This is a genomic window from Winogradskyella endarachnes (assembly GCF_009741275.1).
GTDB lineage: Bacteria > Bacteroidota > Bacteroidia > Flavobacteriales > Flavobacteriaceae > Winogradskyella > Winogradskyella endarachnes.
In genome coordinates this window covers 299,112-318,624 of the sequence record NZ_WOWS01000001.1, presented here as the reverse complement: position 1 = coordinate 318,624, position 19,513 = coordinate 299,112, and the positions used below count along the sequence as shown (strand labels likewise).

Genomic DNA, 19,513 nt, shown 5'->3' with positions numbered 1-19,513 from the left:
CATGTATTAATTGTGGACAGTAAATTTACAGATGAGGATTTTTTAGCACGTTGGTTAGACAACCGTTTAACAAACGAAGAGCAAGCTGAACTTGAAAATTCTGGTGAACTAAACAATCTAAAAGCGGTTGTTGATGATATTGGCACATGGAAAGTTGAAAAATTTAATGTAAACAAAGGTTTAGAAGATTTAAAAAAGCGTAAAAAATTAGTAATTACTCCTGCGCCACAGAGAAAACAATCAAAAATACATTGGTTAAGTATTGCAGCGAGTGTACTCTTTTTGTTGACAGCAGGTTATTTTACTGTCAATTATTTTATTACCAAAGAGACTACCATTACCACAGAAATAGCAGAGACTAAAAGTATAACCTTACCAGATGGTTCCGTTGTAGAAATTGATGCATTATCTAAAGTAACTTACCAAAAGAAAGATTGGGAAAATAATAGAACGATTACCTTAGATGGCCAAGCATTTTTTGATGTCACTAAAGGCAGACCATTTAAAGTGGTCACTGAAACAGGCAGCATTAATGTTTTGGGTACACAGTTTAATGTAAATGCTAGAGCACAAATCTTTGAAGTTAAATGTTACGAAGGGAAAGTAAAAGTTTTTTATAATACTGATGCAGAAATTCTTACAAAAGGAGAATCTGTAATTGCAAAGGCAGACCATTTAATAAACAATACACATACTTCTAACGCTCCAGATTGGCTTAAAGGCTTTAGTAAGTATAATGAAACTAAGCTTTTAGATGTTGTTAATGATTTAGAATTGTATTATGAAGTACATATAGAATTACCAAGTAAATACCAAGATTTACAATTTACAGGTACTTTAACTCACAAGGATTTATATACCGCTTTAGAAACCTTATTTACCTCTATGGAGATAAGCTACAAAGTAAATAACAACAGTGTAACCGTTAATTAATTGATGAATTTAAGGGTGTTCTCATACAAACTGATTATTACTATAGCTTGTTGTTGTGCAATTAACTTAGGTACGTGCCAAACAACTAGAGGCATTAAACTCTCAGATAAATTAGAAGAACTAGAGAAAAAATTCGATGTTAATTTTTCATACAATCATACATTTTTTGATGGTATCTTTTTAAAGTATGATTTTAATTGCGAAACTATTGAAGCGTGTTTAAGTATTATTCAACAACGAATTCCAGTGAGTTTTGATACCAAGGACACCATTAATTTTATGGTAATTCCTGAACGCAGTACAATAAGTTTCAATGTTATTGAAGAAGAATCTAACGAAACGGTTTCAGAACTAATTTATCAAATAAACCAAAGTAAACGATTGAATATTAAGGCTCAAAATGGTGTTTTTACACTTAAAGATGTGTTTCCTTTAGATTCTATTCATATTTATTCTGGTTTTCATAAAGATATTCATATTCAGGCAAAAGATCTAAAATCTGCTAAAACACTAAAATTCTATAAGGAGCAGTTTCATTTAGATGGTGTAATTTTAAAAAGTTATTTAACGGAAGGAATTGATGCAAAAATAAGTAACCATATATTACAAATAGACACAGAAACTTTAGGCTTGTTAGCAGGTGAAACCGATGGTGATATTTTTAATGTGTTAAATAGTATTCCTGGTATACATTCACCTAGCGGAAAATCTGGAAACCTTAATTTTAGAGGTAGTACTTACGATCAGAATCTCATACAGATTGATGATATTCCTATTTATCATTCGGGTCATTTTTTGGGTGCTATTTCGCCTTACAATAGTTCTGTTATAACTAATGTAGACGTGCAACGAAATACCTTGCCAGCTAAATATGGTGGTCGTGTTGGTGGACTTATAGACATGGTAACCACAAATAAAATTCTAGATAGTACACGTTACGAAGTGGCTGTGAATACATTATTTTCTGGTGCCACAATAAAAACGAAACTTATAGAAGATAAATTATCATTAATAGCAGGTTTTAGAGGGAGTTATCCTAGATTTAAATCGCCAAAATTAGAAGCTATTTCAGAGCTAATTTTTCAAGGTAGTAAGTTAGAATCTGAAGCAGACCAAGTAAATACATCAGATGATTTTGAAATGGGCTTTTCTGATATGAATGCTAAATTGAATTATAAAATTAATGACAAACATTCCGCTTCTATTAGTTTTATAAATATTCAGAATGATTTATCTGCTGAAATTAAAGGAGATTCTGGAAGCAATGAAACTGATTTTAGAGATTTAGAGCTAGATAATTGGGGAATTACAGGAAAATGGACAGCTAATTTTTCTGAAAAATGGACTTCAGAATTAAGATTAAGTCGTTCTAAAATGTACCTAGTTAGTGATAGTCAAGGATTTGTTTTAGAAGAGCGCAATAGCAGACAAAAATATGATAATACCATTACAGATTCGCGTTTAATTACTGAAGTTGTTTATAATTATAGTAAAAGTTTATTGTTTGAAACGGGCTATACGTTAACAGAACATAGTTTGGTTAGTAATGAAGTTGATCAAGAAAATAGTATAGACTCTAAACGAAATCAAAGTGCTACCGTTCACTCTTCTTATTTATCACTTCAAAAAAACTGGCAAGACATTTTAATTATCAATTTTGGGTTTCATAATAATTATTATAGTCCAACAAAACAGCTCTATATTAACCCAAGATTTACCGCAAGTTTTGCTGTAAATAAAAGATTATATTTAAAATCATCTTTTGGAAGTTCTAATCAGTTCATTCAAAAAAAATATACTAATGATTTTGATGATTTTAATATTACAAATCAACTTTGGTATTTACCTAGTAAAGATATTTCTACCTTAAAAGCTAAGCAAGGCATGCTGGGTGTGGTTTATGATAATTCTAAGTGGTTAATAGATTTAGAATTATACAGTAAAAAGACTAATCATATTACTAATAAATCAGATAATGCTCAAGGTAGTCTTATCAGTTCTGGTGCTAATTTATTTGTAAAAAAGCGTTGGAATAACATAGAAACTTGGGTAAGCTATGCATTAAGTAGTACAGAATCTGATTTTAGTGGTGTAACTACGGATGCCTTTTTTGACCAAACACATTTATTAAATATTACAACATTGTTTAATCTTAAGCAATGGAAATTCGCCCTGTCTTGGGGATATTTTTCTGGTATGCCAGTTATATTTCCAGATGAAACGGATAGCAATACATTGGATCCAATTTTATCGGATCGTTTTGACGCTCAACATCAACTCGATTTTTCTTCGTCTTACACCTTTTACAATTCATTAAGAACTCTAAAAACAGTAATTGGTTTATCTATACTTAATGTTTATAATGCAGATAATACGGTTAATATTTTTCAAAATACTTCAGAAAGCACGTATAGAAAGGGTACAAAATTTTCGCCAAATCTCCAGGTGAATTTTTACTTTTAAACACCTGAATAACAGGTGTGTAAATCTGGTTTGCATATTCCTAAAATCAGCTATTTTATTTTTTTTAAAATTTAAGGTTGGGTAAAATAATACTTCATTCGTATTACAGATATATTAACAACGAAGCTAGATTTTATTTTATCGAATTTCATAAATCTTAAAAATTATGACCACAAAACATCTAAAAAAATCTTTTATTATTACAGCATTATTAATTGGGTTTCAATCGTGCACAAATGATGAAGAATTTGATAGTGAAAGTTCAAATTCAACAAGCGTGGCCGTTATTGTATCAGATGATACCACAGAACTCATAACTGAATGGAGTAAACTTTGGGTAACATTAGATCAATATACGGTTGGCATGCGGCCAAATACGGTAACACGATCATTGGCCTATATTCATCTTACTGGCTACGAAACAGCTATTCCGTTTATGAACAATTATACCTCTAACACAAATAGGTTTAATAATTTAAATATAAATAATAATGTTTATGAGAATAATGTAAATCTAAATTTAGCTTTAAATACAGCCTACGCTATTGCAATAGATCATTTTATGCACAGTTTGGAGACAGGAGTAAGACAAAATATTGCAGCTTTTGAAGCCGAAAAAGAGGCTTTATTAACACAAGGACTTACTGATAATGAAATAGAAAATTCTGAGCGTTGGGGAAGACATGTAGCACAACGTGTTATAGACTATGCAGAAAGCGATAGAGATGCTGAAGAACAAATTATTAATCAGACACCAAATGATTATGTAGCACCAGAAGGGGTTGGACTTTGGGAAGCTGCTGATAACGAAGATGCATGGTTTCCGTATTGGAGAGAAGTAAGAACATTTGCTATTACGCCTCAACAATCTAGTAGTACCAGTTTTAATTCTGTTTTGCAGCACAGTACTAATACTAATAGTCTTTATTATAGACAAATGAACGATGTATATGAGTCAACAACTAACGCTGCGGCTACAAATGGAGAAGATCTTTGGATTGCAGAATTTTGGGCAGATGATGTAGAAGGTTTAATGATTAGTCCACCAGGAAGGCACTACTCTATTGCTAACCAATTAATAGAACAAAATGACTTAGATTATGACGAAACGTTAGAGCTTTTATTAAGATTAGGATTAGCACTAAATGATGCCGCTGTTTCTGCTTGGGATGATAAATACACCTACAATATAGAACGTCCAAGTAATTATATTAGAGAATATATAGATGAAGATTTTACAACTAACTTATCTAAATTTATTAGTGGTAGCAATCCTGCTTTTCCAAGTTATCCATCTGGTCATGCTACATTTGCTGGTGCTGCTGCTGGTATATTTATTGATTTTTTTGGTTCAGATAATATGAGTATTACAGATAATACATATACAGGTTTTACAAACTTATCATTTAACGGAACAGCTAGAAGTTTTACTTCATTTACAGAAATGGCTTATGAAAACGCCTATTCACGTGTGCCTTTAGGTGTACATATTGAGCAAGATGCCATAGAAGGTCTAAGACTAGGTTTTGAAGTTTCAGATGCAGTAAACAATCTAAATTTACAAAGCGGAAATTAATCCATTTATGACACATTGAAAGTCACAATAGTAAATATTGTGACTTTTTTTGTGCTTAAACTAAAGCGTGTAATTCTAAATCCGTGCAGTTCATCGAAAAAATAGAGTGAAAATTCAATTATTCGATGACTGACATTTTTTTTAGGTTTAAAATATTAAATTTGATGTACTTAACCTACAAAATATATTGTTATGGAATTAAAAAAACTACTATTTAGTTTAGTTGTTGGTTGCTCCTGTTTTAGTGTTACAAATTATATAGAAGCCCAAACTAATCCTATTAATCCAACTGAAGCTGCTACAAATTTTAATATTTTTACGTCTGGTGATGCCATTGCTATTAGAACAGAAACCGAAGGTTCTTGGGCTGTTGGTGGTGATTTTACTTTAGATGGAACTATTAACATTTTTGGTGGTGTAAACTATTACAATCAAGATACACAACCTACTGCTTTAGTGGTCGCAGGAAAGATTAATTATAATTCTGGTCAGTTACAAATTTTACAGAACAACTATGTTAAAATAGGTGATTTATCTACAAGTTCAATTTTTGAAGTTGACCAAAACAATGTTGCGACCAATACTAGAATTACAGCCCTTGGAGGAAATTTCGATAGTACACCAAGAATTGCTCTAGCAACTCAACAAACCTCAAATTCTATTGCAGAAAATCCTCAGGTAGATTTTAGTTCTGCTTTTATAGAATTTATTTCGATTTCAGATTATTTAGGTACGCTTCCAACTAATACAACCTGGACGGCATCTGAATATAATTATGGTAAATTATGGATTGATTTAATACCAAATGAAACTAATATTATCAATTTAACTGTTGCAGAATTTAATGCCTTGAGTGAAATAAAATTTAACAATCAAGTGCCATCAACAGATGCTCCTTTTATAATTAATATTACAGATAGTGCTAATGGTAATGAGGTAATTATAGATAGTTGGCCAAATATAGTTGGTAGCCCATTAAGTTATGCGCCATATATTTTAATCAATTTCCCTGATATTACATCTACTATAACATATACTGGTGGTGCTCAAATTTACGGTACTATTTATGCACCAGAAGCGCGATTTAATAATAGAAGTAATTTTAATATTGATGGTCAAATTATTGTAGAAATGTTTGAACAAAATTCAGGAGAGGTTCATCCTTATATTTTTGATTCTACTATAGATATTCCTGATGATTCTACACCTGAAGAAATCTGTGATGGTATAGACAATAATGGTGATGGCGTTGTAGATGAAGGTTTTGCTGATACAGATGGAGATGGTGTTGCAGATTGTGTAGATAATTGTGTAGATACTTACAATCCTGATCAAATAGATGAAGATAATAATGGTATTGGAGACACTTGTGAGGTACAAGAACCAGAAGAAATCTGTGATGGTATTGATAATAATGGTGATGGTGTTGTAGATGAAGGATTTGCTGATACAGATGGAGATGGTGTTGCAGATTGTGTAGATAATTGTGTAGATACTTACAATCCTGATCAAATAGATGAAGATAATAATGGTATTGGAGACACTTGTGAGGTACAAGAACCAGAAGAAATCTGTGATGGTATTGATAATAATGGTGATGGCGTTGTAGATGAAGGTTTTGCTGATACAGATGGTGATGGTGTTGCAGATTGTGTAGATAATTGTGTAGATACTTACAATCCTGATCAATTAGATGTAGACGGAAATGGTATTGGAGATGCTTGTGAGGTTCAAGAACTAGAATGGTTTTGTGATGGTCTAGATAATGATGGTGATGGCCTTATAGATGAAGGTTATACAGATACAGATGGTGATGGTGTAGCAGATTGTATAGATAATTGCTTGGAAACTTTTAATCCAGACCAATTAGATGAAAACAATAATTATATTGGTGATGTTTGCGAAGGTGCTTTTGAAGGTGCTGGTAGAGCAGCTCATAGTTTAGAAGTTTACCCATTACCTTTTAAAGGTATTCTAAATTTAAAATACACGTCTAATATAGATGCTAATGCAACTATAGAAATTTTTAATATTCAAGGTAATTTGCTAAAACGTATTGAAAACTCAATAAATAAGAGTGCTAATATAATTAAGGTAGATTTAACTGATGCTGTAATTGGAAACCAGGTATTATTTGTGCGATTAACAACAACTGAAGGTGTTATATACAAAAAGGTTATTTCTAATTAGATAACATAATTTAAATAATTAAAAAAGTCAGATAACATTATAGTTTATCTGGCTTTTTCATTTTAGTAGTCTTTCTACTAATTCCATGTTTTCTTGAGTAGCTAAATTAGTTCCGCCAGTCATTGTGGTTGCTACACCACATATAACGCCCCATTTTAAAATATTTTCAGAAGAAAAACCTTGTACGATACCATAAACTAAACCAGCAACCATACTATCACCAGCACCAATGGTACTTTTTACTTTTACTGAAGGAGTATTTTGGTAAAAAATTCCATTTGAAGACGCTAAAAACGCACCTCTTGCACCTAATGAAACAACAACGTATTCTGCTTGTTTATTTTTTATTAATTGCTTAGCAAATTCTTCTTGTTCAGTTTTTGTTAGAAAATCTTTTCCTGCTAGTTGTGCTAATTCACCTTGGTTAGGTTTCATTAAAAACACGGGTTTTTTAAGACTTTCCTTTAAAGCTTTTCCTGAAGTATCTATAATAATTTTTACGTTTTTAGCTGTTAAATCTTCTATTAATTCCACATAAAAACTAGGAGACATATCATCTGGAATACTTCCACTAAGAATAAAAATAGAATCCTCTGTAACTAGCTTATTTATAGTATTTTTTAATGTTTTTATTTCAGTATTACTTAACCCCTTTCCTGGCATACCAAATCGGTATTGTAAATCGGTTTTAGCATCTACAACAGCCAAATTTTCGCGTGTCCATGCCTCTACGTTTACTGGTGTTATTTGTAATTGTTCGTCTTCTAGTAATTTTTTTAATTTTTTACCAGTATCGCCTCCACAAGTAAAAACACAATTGTTTTTTACGCCTAGTGTATGCAGCACTCTAGAAATATTAACACCGCCTCCTCCAGCTTGAAACTCAATGGCATTACATTTTAATTTTTGTTCAGGTAAAAGCTGTGCAATTTTTGCACTTTTATCTAATGCAGGATTAACGGTTAAAGTAACAATATTCATATTTTAGATGCTATTTTATGGCTATGTAAAAATTAATTTTTTAATAATGTAAAATAAAAAGTGGTACCCTTACCCTCTTCACTTTCTAACCAAATTTCACCATTGTAAAAGTTTACAATCTTTTTTACAATAGATAATCCTATTCCAGAAGAAGAGCCTGTGCTTTCCAACTTTGTAAAAACTTTGAATATTTTATCAAAATAGTCAGATTTAATACCTATTCCATTATCCTTTACAAAGAATTCATATTTATCGTCTTTTTCAATACAGCCTATTTCTATTGTGTTATTGGCTTTATCAGAATATTTTATTGCATTCTGAATCAGATTTTGGAATATTTGTTTAAATCGCCAAGTATTACCAGAGATACTTGGTAAATTGTTTTGAATTTTGATAGAGGTATTTTCAGGTATTAAAAGCGTTTCTGTAACCTCATTTATCATAGTATTAAAATTAATTAAGGTGTCTTGAGCTTCTAATTTGTCTATGGTAGAATAATCTAAAATTCCTTTTATAAGATTATCCATTTTTTCAACGTTAAATATTACTTGTTCTAATGGGTAAAACTCCTTTTCATCAATTTTAGATTTATTATCATCCATAAACCAACCAACCAAGGTATGAATATTTATTAATGGTGCTTTTAAATCGTGAGACACCACATGTGCATATTCGTTTAATTGTTCATTTTGAAGTGATAAATCTTTGAGTAGTTGTTCTTTCTTCTCTTCCTGAACTTTTATCTTTTCTTCTTGTTCTTTACGTTGAATAACATTAACTAGCATATTTGCGTAAACAAAGAGAATATCTTGTTCATTGTCGTTGTATTTATTAATTTTTTTTACCGAATCAAAACCAACAAAACCAATCAGTTCATCGTTTTTAATTTTTGGTATAGTAATTAAACTTTTAATACCTTGCGGTTCTAAAATAGCACGTAATCCAAATTCGCCATCTTCTGGTAATAAACTCACATCTTCTACATAGAAAGCTTCGCCTTTTTTATGTGCTTCTAACCAATGTGTAATATAATCAATAGGAATATTTTGTAAATTGTTTATTTCGGGTTCAATACCATCACTACACCATTCATAAGTATTTGAGGTTGTATTATTAACAAAATCGTATGAAAAAACATAACTACGGTCGGACTCTACAAACTCTCCAATTTGTTTTAATGATTTATGAATTAAATCATCTATATCTGATAAATCTGAATTAATATACGTAGTAGAAATACTAATTAATAATTGCTGAAACCTAAGTTGTCTTTCAATTATTTTATCTTTCTCTATTCTTAATAACTGTTCTTCCTTGTTCATTTGTAATTAGATTATTAAAGTGTTGAGCGTAAATCTGTTTGAAATATACTCTATCCATTTATAAAAATAAAATTAAGTTTTAAAAAATATAATTTTTTAATCATCAAATTTATTTAGATAGAGCGCTATTTTTATTTAAAACTGCTATGTAAATTAAAATAAAATTAGCTTGAAAAATCAGTTAAATACCTACCAATATTTGAGGTCTTTTTTTTGATTATGAGTATCTTTGTTTAGAACGAAAATCACTCTACAATTCTCAATTTTCTAATACCAAAAATGAAAAACTATAAACCAAAAAACAGACTAAATTCTCAGGCATATATTGATGGTATATTAGATGGAGACCGAGTTATTCTATCTAGAGCAATTACAATTATTGAAAGTAACTTAGAAAGCGATAAATTATTAGCTAAAGAAATTGTTCAAAGTATACTACCAAAGTCTGGTAAATCAATTCGTATTGGTATTACAGGAGTTCCAGGTGTTGGCAAAAGTACTTTTATTGAAGTCTTTGGATTGCATTTGATAAAACAAGGACATAAAGTTGCCATTTTATCTATTGACCCAACCAGCCAGCGCTCTAAAGGTAGTATTTTAGGTGATAAAACAAGAATGGAACAATTGGCAGTATTGCAAGACGCCTATATTAGGCCTTCTGCTTCTGGAGATACTTTGGGTGGCGTTTCTAATAAAACTGGTGAAACCATGTTACTTTGTGAAGCAGCTGGTTATGATGTTATTTTAATAGAAACTGTTGGTGTAGGACAATCTGAAACTGCAGTACATGGCATGACTGATTTCTTTCTATTATTAATGCTTGCTGGTGCTGGAGATGAATTGCAAGGTATAAAGAAAGGTATTATGGAAATGGCTGATATGGTGGTTATAAATAAAGCTGACGGAGACAATATTAAAATGAGTGAATTGGCAAGAGTTCAGTACCAAAATGCACTTCATATTTTCCCTATGTCTGAGTCTGGTTGGAGCCCTGTGGTAACCACTGCTTCTGCTTTAAAAAATATTGGAATTTCTAATGTTTGGGATGAGATTTTAAAATTTAAAACATTAGTTAAAGACAATGGTTATTTCTTTAAAAATAGAAATCATCAACAAATAAAATGGATGTACAATAACATCAATGATGAATTAAAACAATTGTTTTATGGGTCAAAGAGTATTAAAAGTCAACTTTCAATTTTAGAAAAAGATATTATCGCCTCTAAAATCTCACCTGTAAAAGCAGCTCAGCAAATTCTAAAAACCTTCAAAAACTCATTTTAAGTTGATTTTTACATTTGGGTTTTAAAATCATAACATTTTGTGAATACTCTGGCCTTTTATTTTAAAATATTTAATCCGTTATTATAATTTTAGTTGAAAACCAATTTTGCATTTATGGTTACAATAAGCCATAATAAAAAAGCCTAACCTCTTACAAGATTAGGCTTTATATTATAATATAAGACTAAACGCTTATTCTTGCTCTAAGTATTTTTCCATAATAGTAATTGCGGCTTCAGAAATCACAGTACCAGGACCAAAAATGGCTACCACTTTTCGTTCTAATAAATAATTATAATCTTGTGCTGGTATTACGCCACCTGCAAAAACCATAATATCTGGTCGGCCCATTTTTTCCAATTCACCAATTAATTGAGGAATCAATGTTTTATGACCTGCTGCTAAACTAGAAGCACCAACAAAGTGTACATCATTTTCTATGGCTTGTTTTGCTACTTCTTCAGGTGTTTGAAATAATCCTCCCATATCCACATCAAAGCCTAAATCTGCAAAACTAGAAGATACAACTTTTGCACCTCTATCATGCCCATCTTGTCCCATTTTTGCAATCATAACTCTAGGACGACGACCTTCTATTTCTGCAAATTTATCCGTCATGTTTAAAGCTTTGGCAAACGTATTATCACTTTTCACTTCCTTTCCGTACACACCACTTATTAATTTAGTATCTGCTTTATGTCTGCCAAAGTGAACTTCTAAAGCATCAGATATTTCACCTAAAGTAGCAAAATTCTCAGCAGCTTCAACAGCTAAAGCCAATAAGTTACCTTCTCCTCCACCTGCACAATCTTCTAAAGCTTTTAAATTTGCTGCCACTAACTCTGAGTTTCGTTCAGCTTTCATTTTATTTAAACGTACAATTTGAGAATTTCTAACAACCGTATTATCTACTTCTAAAATTTCTATATTCGATTTTTCATTGGTTTTAAATTTATTAACGCCAACAAGAATATCTTGTGCAGAATCTAAACGGGCTTGCTTACGAGCAGATGCTTCTTCAATTCGTAATTTTGGCACACCTGTTTCAATAGCTTTTGCCATGCCACCAAGCTCTTCAACCTCTTCAATAAGTTTCCAAGCTTTTTTAGCAATCTCTTGAGTTAAATATTCTACGTAATAAGAACCAGCCCAAGGGTCAACAGCTTTTGTGGTTTGTGTTTCATCTTGAATAAAGATTTGTGTATTACGCGCAATCCTTGCAGAGAAATCTGTTGGTAATGCTATGGCTTCGTCTAATGCATTTGTATGTAAAGATTGTGTGCCTCCTAATGTGGCAGCCATAGCTTCTATGCAAGTACGGGCGACATTATTAAAAGGGTCTTGCTCACTTAAACTCCAACCAGACGTTTGACTATGTGTACGTAATGCCATTGATTTTGGATTTTTAGGGTTAAATTGTTTAATAATTTTTGCCCAAAGCATACGTGCTGCACGCATTTTTGCTATTTCCATAAAATGGTTCATTCCTACTGCCCAAAAGAAAGATAAACGTGGCGCAAACTCATCGATTTTTAATCCAGATTTTAATCCAGTTCTAATATACTCCATACCATCGGCCAAGGTATAAGCTAATTCAATATCTGCAGTGGCACCAGCTTCTTGCATGTGATAACCGCTAATTGAAATAGAGTTAAATTTAGGCATGTATTTAGTGGTATAATCAAAAATGTCGCCAATAATTCGCATAGAAGGCAATGGTGGATATATGTACGTGTTACGAACCATAAATTCTTTTAGAATATCATTTTGAATAGTGCCAGACAATTTTTCTAAAGCAACGCCTTGTTTTTTTGCTGCAGCGATATAAAAAGCCATAATTGGTAATACTGCTCCATTCATGGTCATAGAAACCGACATTTTATCTAAAGGAATTTGATCAAACAAAATTTCCATATCTAAGATAGAATCTATAGCAACACCAGCTTTACCAACATCACCTGTTACACGAGGATGATCCGAATCATAACCACGATGCGTCGCCAAATCAAAAGCAACTGAAAGTCCTTTTTGGCCTGCAGCTAGGTTTCTTCTATAAAATGCATTAGACTCTTCTGCTGTGGAAAAACCTGCATATTGCCTAATAGTCCATGGACGCATAGCATACATAGCACTATAAGGACCTCTTAAAAATGGAGGAATTCCTGCAGAATAACTTAAATGCTCTGCTTTAGCAATATCTTCTTTTGAAAAATGTTTTTTAACAGGAATACCTTCTGGTGTATTCCAAATGTCTTTATTTTCTGAAGCTTCAACCGTTTGTTTAACCGCAGAATTTAATGTTATATCTGAAAAATCTGGTCGCATAGTCTTAAGATTTTAAGGTTTTTTGAACTTTATCTTGAATGCTGGTTAGTGTTACAATAACATCTGTTTTCATATTAACCACACCATCTAAACCAGCTTCAGTTAATTCGTCCATGTTTTTAGGAGCACCTGCTAACAGTAATACTTTGTTGGTATTTAATGCTCTAAATGATTTTATAAAGTTAAGGGCTGTTTCATCATAATCTTGGTCAGAACTACAAATTACAACCACATGAGCATCTGATTTAGCCGTTTCTGTAGCCGCATGTTCAGCATTTTCAAAGGTCTCTTCTTGCTGGATATCAAAACCACTAACACCAATAAAATCATAAGCAAAAGCTGCTCTGGATTTTCGCATGGTTAAATTTCCATAACTGGCTAGTTGTACAATTGGTCTTACATTGGTTGTTGCTACTATCTCTTCTGTAACACGTCTCATGGCTTCAATTTCTAGAGATGCTCGTCGTGGTGTTAATACTTTTGTATTATCAACGCTTCCTTTAGAAAGAAGATTAGCTTCAACGGTTTCCATTAAGTTAGGGTACTTATTAACACCTACCATTGCAATTCTACGTTGGCTTATTAGTTTTAATTTTTGAAGTCGAATTTCTGCAATTTGCTGTTGTATAGTTTCGTTTTCAAAAGCTTTAAAAAATCCACCTTTAGCTTCAATAGCTTTAAATAATTCTAAAGCTTTTTCTGCAATTTTAGTACTTACCTCTTCAATGTAATAAGAGCCATCTACAGGATTAGATACTTTACCAAAATAAGACTCTTCTCGTAATATGGTAGTAATATTTCCTGCAATACGATTTGAAAAATCCGAAGCACTTTTAAACTCTTTATCGTAAGGATCAATTAATACGCCATCTACGTTGCCTAAAATAGCAGACATGGCTTCAGTAGTGCAACGTAATAAGTTAGTTTCTGCGTCTGTTATTGATTTACTCCAAATAGATGTTTTTGCCGTTAAGATTTTAGAAAAATCGGAAACATTATATTTAGCAGCAATTTCGGTTAATAAATTATTGAAAGCTCTAAATTTACCTATTTCAACAAAATACTCTAAACCTATTGCCAATAGAAAATTTAAGTTGTTAAAAACGTCTTGGACAGCAACACCTTTTTCTTTTAGTTTCTCTGTTAAAAATACTAATGCATTTAAAGTATAAGCGATCTCTTGAACTTGATTAGCACCAGAGTCTAAAAACTCAGTTCCGGAAATAGTAAGTGCTTTAAAATTTGGGAAATCTGCTGTTAACTTTATTAATTCTGCTGTAATTTCAATCTTATTGTCATCAAAATTACCAGTTGTAACATAGCTAGATATTAGACTAGTGTTAATGTATCCCTTTAAGTCTTTATTTTTTGCAAATTCGACTAATTCTTTTGTGAATTTTAAGGTGTTATTATATAATTCAAAGGATACTGTAACAGTATTTAAATCTATATCTTTTAAAAGTTCTTCAACTTTAACATTGTTTATAATTTGAAAAATGATTCCATTAAGTCCTTCTTCAATGGCTTTTTTTGCTAAATCATTTCCTGTTTCAGAACAGCAAACAGCAACTGTACGATAATTGACTAATGATTGAGAATTCTCTCCTGTATTTTTAAGTTGAGTGATGTTATTTTCACTGTTGTAACAAGGTTGAATCTTAATACCATTTAAGTTTTTCCAAACTAGTTTTTTTTCAAAATCAGCACCTTTTAAATCGGCTGTAACTCTTTCCATCCACTGTTCTGTTGTTACAGGTGGAAATTCTGAAAAGAGTGGTTTATTATTGTTATTCATAATAATTACTATTATCAAATTATTTTATCATTAAACTACTTCCAAATCTTTCAAAAATAGCTTTATAACTATCTCTTAAATCTAAATTGGTATAACCACCATAATTAAACCCTATTTCTAGATTTTATATGTTTAAAAGCCTTTTTATCTGTTATGGCATTTGGTATTTGATGACTTTAAAATTTACAAATGTGTGTTTGTACACATTTAAATAAAAAGAAAATTTATCCTAAAAAACTTAAAATAATACCGGCAGCAATTGCAGAACCAATTACACCTGAAACATTTGGAGCCATAGCATGCATTAACAAATAATTAGTTGGGTCTGATTTTAAGGCTTCAGTATGCACAACTCTTGCGCTATCTGGAACTGCTGAAACACCTGCAGCACCAATTAATGGATTAATTTTATTGTCACCTTTTAAGAATAGATTCATAAATTTAGCAAATAACAAACCTCCACAAGTGGCAATAACAAATGATATTGCTCCAAGTCCAAAGATTAACATAGAATCTTTAGTTATAAAAATATCAGCTTGCGTTGATGCTCCTACTGTTACACCTAATAAAATGGTAACAATATCTATTAATTTGGTTCTTGCAGTATCTGCTAAACGCTCTGTTCTACCAGACTCTTTAAGTAAGTTACCAAAGAAAAGCATACCTAACAATGGTAATGCGCTAGGAGAAATAAACGTAGTTAATATTAAAGCTACAACCGGAAAAATCATTTTTTCTTTTTGTGTAACAGCTCTTGGTGGCTTCATTTTAATTTTTCTGTCTTTTTTAGATATTAGCATACGCATTAATGGTGGCTGAATTACTGGTACTAATGCCATGTATGAATACGCAGCAATGGCTATTGGCCCAATTAAGTTTTTAACGGTTGTACCATCTGGCAATATGTTTACACCGTTTGCTAATTTAGAAGATAAGAAAATAGCTGTTGGCCCATCTGCACCACCTATAATACCAATAGCGCCAGCTTCAGGTAGATTAAACCCTAAATAAATAGCTCCTAAAAATGTGGCGAAAACACCAATTTGTGCCGCACCTCCCAATAACATTAATTTTGGATTTGCAATTAATGACGAAAAATCGGTCATAGCACCAATACCTAAGAATATCAACGGAGGGTAGACCCCTTTTACCACACCAAAATATAGATAGTTTAAAACAGAACCAGTTTCGTAAATACCTGTTTGGTTTCCGGCGACAAAAGGAATATTTCCTAAAATAACTCCTGCTCCTATTGGGATAAGTAATAAGGGTTCATAATCGAATTTTATACCTAAATAAATAAAAATGATGCCTATAATAATCATTATTACGTTTCCAGATGTAGAATTTGCAAATCCTGTATAACTGTAAAACTTTTTTATACCATCAAATGCACCATCTAAAACACTTTTATCTTCTGTAATATCTGTTTGAGTAGAGCTTACTACAGTAGTTGTTGTAGGGTTTGTATTTGTGCCTAATCCAAGTACTGGTCTTATAAAAATCAGTAACGATAATGCACTAAATATTATAATTAATTTCTTCATTTTTTTGTTAACTAATGGTTAGTATACTTAAGTGAAAAACACTACATCTAAAATGCCTATTCTAATTCTAGCATTACGGCATCTTGTAATACTTGCTGCCCTACTTCAACTTTAATAGCCGTTATTACACCAGATTTTTCAGCCACAATATTGTTTTCCATTTTCATAGCTTCAAGAACTAAAAGTAAATCGTTCTCTTTTATGGTGTCACCAACATTTACCTTAAGAGCTAAAATTACACCTGGTATTGGTGCTACAATTTTAGTTGTTGTAGATTTTGGATTAACCTTTAATGGCACCGCAGGTTGTTTTGAAGCCGAACGCACCAAGGTTGGTGTTTTAGACTGCTTAATCTCTTTTTTCATTATAACATCAAATGAAGTACCATTGACTTCTAGATTAATCACATTATCCTCTTGCGACTTTATATTTACAGTATAACCGTTTTCGTTAACTTTGAATTTATAACTTTTCATCTGTTTCTATTTATTGAGTTTTATGCGCACATGTTGTACTTTAATTATTGTTATTTTTAACAATAAAATTTTGAATATGCTCATTTCAATTTTTATAATTTATTTTGAATACCATATATTTTAGAACTCCATGGTGAATAGGCCTTTTTTACTTGTTTAATTGTTAAAATTCCGCTTTCAACATCGTGTTGTTCACTTAAGTACATATGTACTGCAGCTCCTATAACTGCTGAAATTTCACCTGTAAAACCACTGTCTCCTTTTACTTTTATATCACTGATTTTTCTGTCTTTTCTTTTGGTAATTATCTTATAGATATAAAGCATTACAGGTAGTCCGTAGTTAAAGAAAAGCGCTAGAATAACTAAGGCACTAAAAACAATTAATAATCCTGTAATTAAAATTACATACCCTTCACTTATGGGATCTGTGCTAATTAATAGTTGTATCATTATAATGGAATATTTGAATGTTTTTTTGGTGGATTTACATCTTTCTTATTTTGAAGTAATTCTAAAGCTCTAACAATTCTAAAGCGTGTATTTCTAGGTTCAATGACATCATCTATAAAACCATATTTAGCAGCTTGATACGGATTAGCAAAACGTTCTGTGTATTCATCTTCTTTTTGCTGTATATAATCTTCTTTTTCAGAATGGTCTTCAATTTTTCTAATATTTGAGCCCTCTAAAACCTCTACAGCTCCTTTTGCTCCCATTACTGCAATTTCTGCCGTTGGCCAAGCATAGTTTATATCGCCTCTTAATTGCTTACAACTCATTACATCATGAGCGCCACCATAAGATTTACGCAGTGTAATAGTTACTTTTGGTACAGTAGCTTCTCCGTAGGCGTATAATAATTTAGCACCATGTAAAATAATTCCGCCATATTCTTGCCCTGTTCCAGGTAAGAAGCCAGGTACATCTACCAGAGTGACAATAGGAATATTAAAAGCATCACAAAAACGTACAAAACGCGCTGCTTTGCGAGAGGCATCAATATCTAAAACACCTGCATAATATTTTGGTTGATTAGCCACAATACCAACAGGGCGACCATTAAATCTTGCAAAACCTACACAAATATTTCTTGCATAGTTTCTATGTACTTCTGTAAATTCGCCATTATCTGTAATTATTGAAATAACATCAACCATGTCATAAGGTTGATTAGGATTTTCTGGAATAATCTCATTTAAAGCATCTTCTAATCTATCTATTGGGTCATTACAACTCAATATTGGTGCTTCTTCTAAATTATTAGAAGGCATATAGCTCAGTACCTTTCTTATTAACAACAAATTAGTTTCATCATCTTTAGCTAAAAAGTGAGAGACGCCAGAACGTGTGGAGTGTATTTTGGCACCACCAAGTTGCTCTGCTGAAACCACTTCTCCCGTTACTGATTTTACCACTTTAGGACCAGTAACAAACATATAACTGGTCTCTTCAGTCATAATTGTAAAATCTGTTAATGCTGGCGAATAAACCGCTCCACCTGCACAAGGACCAAGTATGGATGATATTTGAGGTATAACACCAGAAGCCATTATGTTACGCTGAAAAATTTCTGCATAACCTGCCAATGACCTAACACCTTCTTGTATACGTGCACCACCAGAATCATTTAATCCTATTATAGGTGCTCCTATTTTCATTGCCATATCCATTACTTTACAAATTTTTAAGGCATATGTTTCTGATAATGAACCACCAAACACCGTGAAATCTTGAGCAAAAAGATAGACGATTCTACCATCAATTGTTCCGTGGCCAGTTACAACACCATCAGACAAGAATATTTGTTTATCTAATCCAAAAGATTTTGTTCTATGAGTTACAAACATGTCAAATTCTTCAAAACTATCATCGTCTAAAAGAATATCTATACGTTCGCGAGCTGTTAATTTACCTTTAGCATGTTGTGAGTCTATTCGTTTTTCTCCTCCTCCCAATTTGGCTTTAGCTCTTTTTTCTATGAGCTCGTTAATTTTATCTTGATTTGCCATAATGTTGTTTTGCTAATCTTTTATAATAGTTTGAAATTAATCTTGTTTAGAACATAGTTCTGTAAGAACACCCAATGTAGATTTTGGATGTAAAAAACCTATATCTAAGCCTTCTGCGCCTCTTCTAGAGGTTTTGTCAATTAAAGTTACACCACGTTCTTCTGCAAGTTTTAAAGCTTCATTGGTGTCATTAACTGCAAATGCAATGTGATGGATTCCTTGACCTTTTTTTGCAATAAATTTTCCGATAGGACCATCTGGTGATGTACTTTCTAATAATTCAATTTTTGTATTACCTACCAAAAAAAAGGCTGTCTTCACTTTTTGATCGACAACCTCTTCTATAGAATAGCATTTCATCCCTAATACCTGTTCATAGTATTTTATGGCTTCTTCTAGATTATCTACTGCTATACCCAAATGCTCTATATGAGAAATATTCATGATTAAATAATTAAGTTGTTTAATTTGCATCAAAGTTAGTCTAGGTTAATTTTGTATTATATGACAGATGTCATGTAATAAAAATTTATTGCTTTTCTATTATTTAATTTCTAATGAATTGGTTAGTTTTATGAAAATACTGAGTAAATTCTTAACGTTATTTTAG

At 31.8% G+C, this 19,513-nt stretch carries 14 protein-coding genes; 5 read left to right on the top strand and 9 right to left on the bottom strand.

The features are described from left to right. Positions 1-12: 12 nt before the first annotated feature. The 4 genes from GN138_RS01430 (at position 13) to GN138_RS01415 (ending at position 7,162) form a co-directional block, all read left to right on the top strand. On the top strand, positions 13-933 hold the full coding sequence (locus tag GN138_RS01430) for a FecR family protein (RefSeq protein ID WP_157361532.1): 921 nt from the start codon (positions 13-15) through the stop codon (positions 931-933). Between the two features lie 3 nt (positions 934-936). Then, positions 937-3,396: a TonB-dependent receptor plug domain-containing protein gene (locus tag GN138_RS01425; protein ID WP_231743038.1), complete on the top strand. Its 2,460-nt coding sequence runs from the start codon at positions 937-939 to the stop codon at positions 3,394-3,396. Between the two features lie 166 nt (positions 3,397-3,562). Next, entirely contained in the window at positions 3,563-4,972 is a 1,410-nt protein-coding gene (locus tag GN138_RS01420; RefSeq protein ID WP_157361530.1) for a vanadium-dependent haloperoxidase, read from the top strand. A 192-nt stretch (positions 4,973-5,164) separates the two neighbouring features. After that, positions 5,165-7,162 carry a collagen-binding domain-containing protein gene (locus GN138_RS01415; protein WP_157361529.1) on the top strand — a complete coding sequence of 666 codons (1,998 nt, stop codon included), beginning with the start codon at positions 5,165-5,167 and terminating at the stop codon, positions 7,160-7,162. Positions 7,163-7,219: 57 nt separating this feature from the next. Here the strand turns inward: GN138_RS01415 and GN138_RS01410 are convergent, their stop codons facing one another. Both GN138_RS01410 and GN138_RS01405 read right to left on the bottom strand, forming a co-directional pair. Further along, positions 7,220-8,143, bottom strand: a complete 924-nt coding sequence (locus GN138_RS01410) for a 1-phosphofructokinase family hexose kinase (protein WP_157361528.1) — start codon at positions 8,141-8,143, stop codon at positions 7,220-7,222. A 32-nt stretch (positions 8,144-8,175) separates the two neighbouring features. Further along, positions 8,176-9,465, bottom strand: a complete 1,290-nt coding sequence (locus GN138_RS01405; protein ID WP_157361527.1) for a sensor histidine kinase — start codon at positions 9,463-9,465, stop codon at positions 8,176-8,178. Positions 9,466-9,744: 279 nt separating this feature from the next. On the opposite strand from GN138_RS01405, the gene meaB reads away from it, so the two are divergent. Continuing rightward, entirely contained in the window at positions 9,745-10,749 is a 1,005-nt protein-coding gene (gene meaB / locus GN138_RS01400; RefSeq protein ID WP_157361526.1) for a methylmalonyl Co-A mutase-associated GTPase MeaB, read from the top strand. Positions 10,750-10,941: 192 nt separating this feature from the next. On the opposite strand, the gene scpA is transcribed toward meaB, so the two are convergent. The 7 genes from scpA to mce all read right to left on the bottom strand — a co-directional run bounded on the left by scpA (position 10,942) and on the right by mce (position 19,347). After that, the gene (gene scpA / locus GN138_RS01395) at positions 10,942-13,074 is read right to left on the bottom strand and encodes a methylmalonyl-CoA mutase (RefSeq protein ID WP_157361525.1); all 2,133 of its coding nucleotides are present in this window, start codon (positions 13,072-13,074) and stop codon (positions 10,942-10,944) included. A 4-nt stretch (positions 13,075-13,078) separates the two neighbouring features. Further along, a complete protein-coding gene (locus GN138_RS01390) occupies positions 13,079-14,869 on the bottom strand; it encodes a methylmalonyl-CoA mutase family protein (RefSeq protein WP_157361524.1) in 1,791 nt (596 codons plus the stop codon). 224 nt (positions 14,870-15,093) lie between these two features. Continuing rightward, positions 15,094-16,416, bottom strand: a complete 1,323-nt coding sequence (locus GN138_RS01385) for a sodium ion-translocating decarboxylase subunit beta (RefSeq protein WP_157361523.1) — start codon at positions 16,414-16,416, stop codon at positions 15,094-15,096. Positions 16,417-16,472: 56 nt separating this feature from the next. Then, on the bottom strand, positions 16,473-16,892 hold the full coding sequence (locus GN138_RS01380) for an acetyl-CoA carboxylase biotin carboxyl carrier protein (RefSeq protein WP_157361522.1): 420 nt from the start codon (positions 16,890-16,892) through the stop codon (positions 16,473-16,475). Positions 16,893-16,984: 92 nt separating this feature from the next. Continuing rightward, positions 16,985-17,344, bottom strand: coding sequence for an OadG family protein (locus GN138_RS01375; protein WP_157361521.1), 360 nt, complete (start codon positions 17,342-17,344; stop codon positions 16,985-16,987). Beyond that, positions 17,344-18,903 carry an acyl-CoA carboxylase subunit beta gene (locus GN138_RS01370; protein ID WP_157361520.1) on the bottom strand — a complete coding sequence of 520 codons (1,560 nt, stop codon included), beginning with the start codon at positions 18,901-18,903 and terminating at the stop codon, positions 17,344-17,346. The genes GN138_RS01375 and GN138_RS01370 overlap by 1 nt, the downstream gene beginning before the upstream one ends. Positions 18,904-18,939: 36 nt before the next feature. Then, positions 18,940-19,347, bottom strand: a complete 408-nt coding sequence (mce, locus tag GN138_RS01365) for a methylmalonyl-CoA epimerase (RefSeq protein ID WP_157361519.1) — start codon at positions 19,345-19,347, stop codon at positions 18,940-18,942. Between the last annotated feature and the right edge of the window lie 166 nt (positions 19,348-19,513).

What these genes read in the sequence shown, in the direction of transcription:
- GN138_RS01425 (WP_231743038.1), top strand. Translation starts at nt 937, where the DNA reads ATGAATTTAAGGGTGTTCTCATACAAACTGATTATTACTATAGCTTGT.
- GN138_RS01420 (WP_157361530.1), top strand. Translation starts at nt 3,563, where the DNA reads ATGACCACAAAACATCTAAAAAAATCTTTTATTATTACAGCATTATTA.
- GN138_RS01415 (WP_157361529.1), top strand. Translation starts at nt 5,165, where the DNA reads ATGGAATTAAAAAAACTACTATTTAGTTTAGTTGTTGGTTGCTCCTGT.
- GN138_RS01410 (WP_157361528.1), bottom strand. Translation starts at nt 8,143, where the DNA reads ATGAATATTGTTACTTTAACCGTTAATCCTGCATTAGATAAAAGTGCA.
- GN138_RS01405 (WP_157361527.1), bottom strand. Translation starts at nt 9,465, where the DNA reads ATGAACAAGGAAGAACAGTTATTAAGAATAGAGAAAGATAAAATAATT.
- meaB (WP_157361526.1), top strand. Translation starts at nt 9,745, where the DNA reads ATGAAAAACTATAAACCAAAAAACAGACTAAATTCTCAGGCATATATT.
- scpA (WP_157361525.1), bottom strand. Translation starts at nt 13,074, where the DNA reads ATGCGACCAGATTTTTCAGATATAACATTAAATTCTGCGGTTAAACAA.
- GN138_RS01390 (WP_157361524.1), bottom strand. Translation starts at nt 14,869, where the DNA reads ATGAATAACAATAATAAACCACTCTTTTCAGAATTTCCACCTGTAACA.
- GN138_RS01385 (WP_157361523.1), bottom strand. Translation starts at nt 16,416, where the DNA reads ATGAAGAAATTAATTATAATATTTAGTGCATTATCGTTACTGATTTTT.
- GN138_RS01380 (WP_157361522.1), bottom strand. Translation starts at nt 16,892, where the DNA reads ATGAAAAGTTATAAATTCAAAGTTAACGAAAACGGTTATACTGTAAAT.
- GN138_RS01375 (WP_157361521.1), bottom strand. Translation starts at nt 17,344, where the DNA reads ATGATACAACTATTAATTAGCACAGATCCCATAAGTGAAGGGTATGTA.
- GN138_RS01370 (WP_157361520.1), bottom strand. Translation starts at nt 18,903, where the DNA reads ATGGCAAATCAAGATAAAATTAACGAGCTCATAGAAAAAAGAGCTAAA.
- mce (WP_157361519.1), bottom strand. Translation starts at nt 19,347, where the DNA reads ATGAATATTTCTCATATAGAGCATTTGGGTATAGCAGTAGATAATCTA.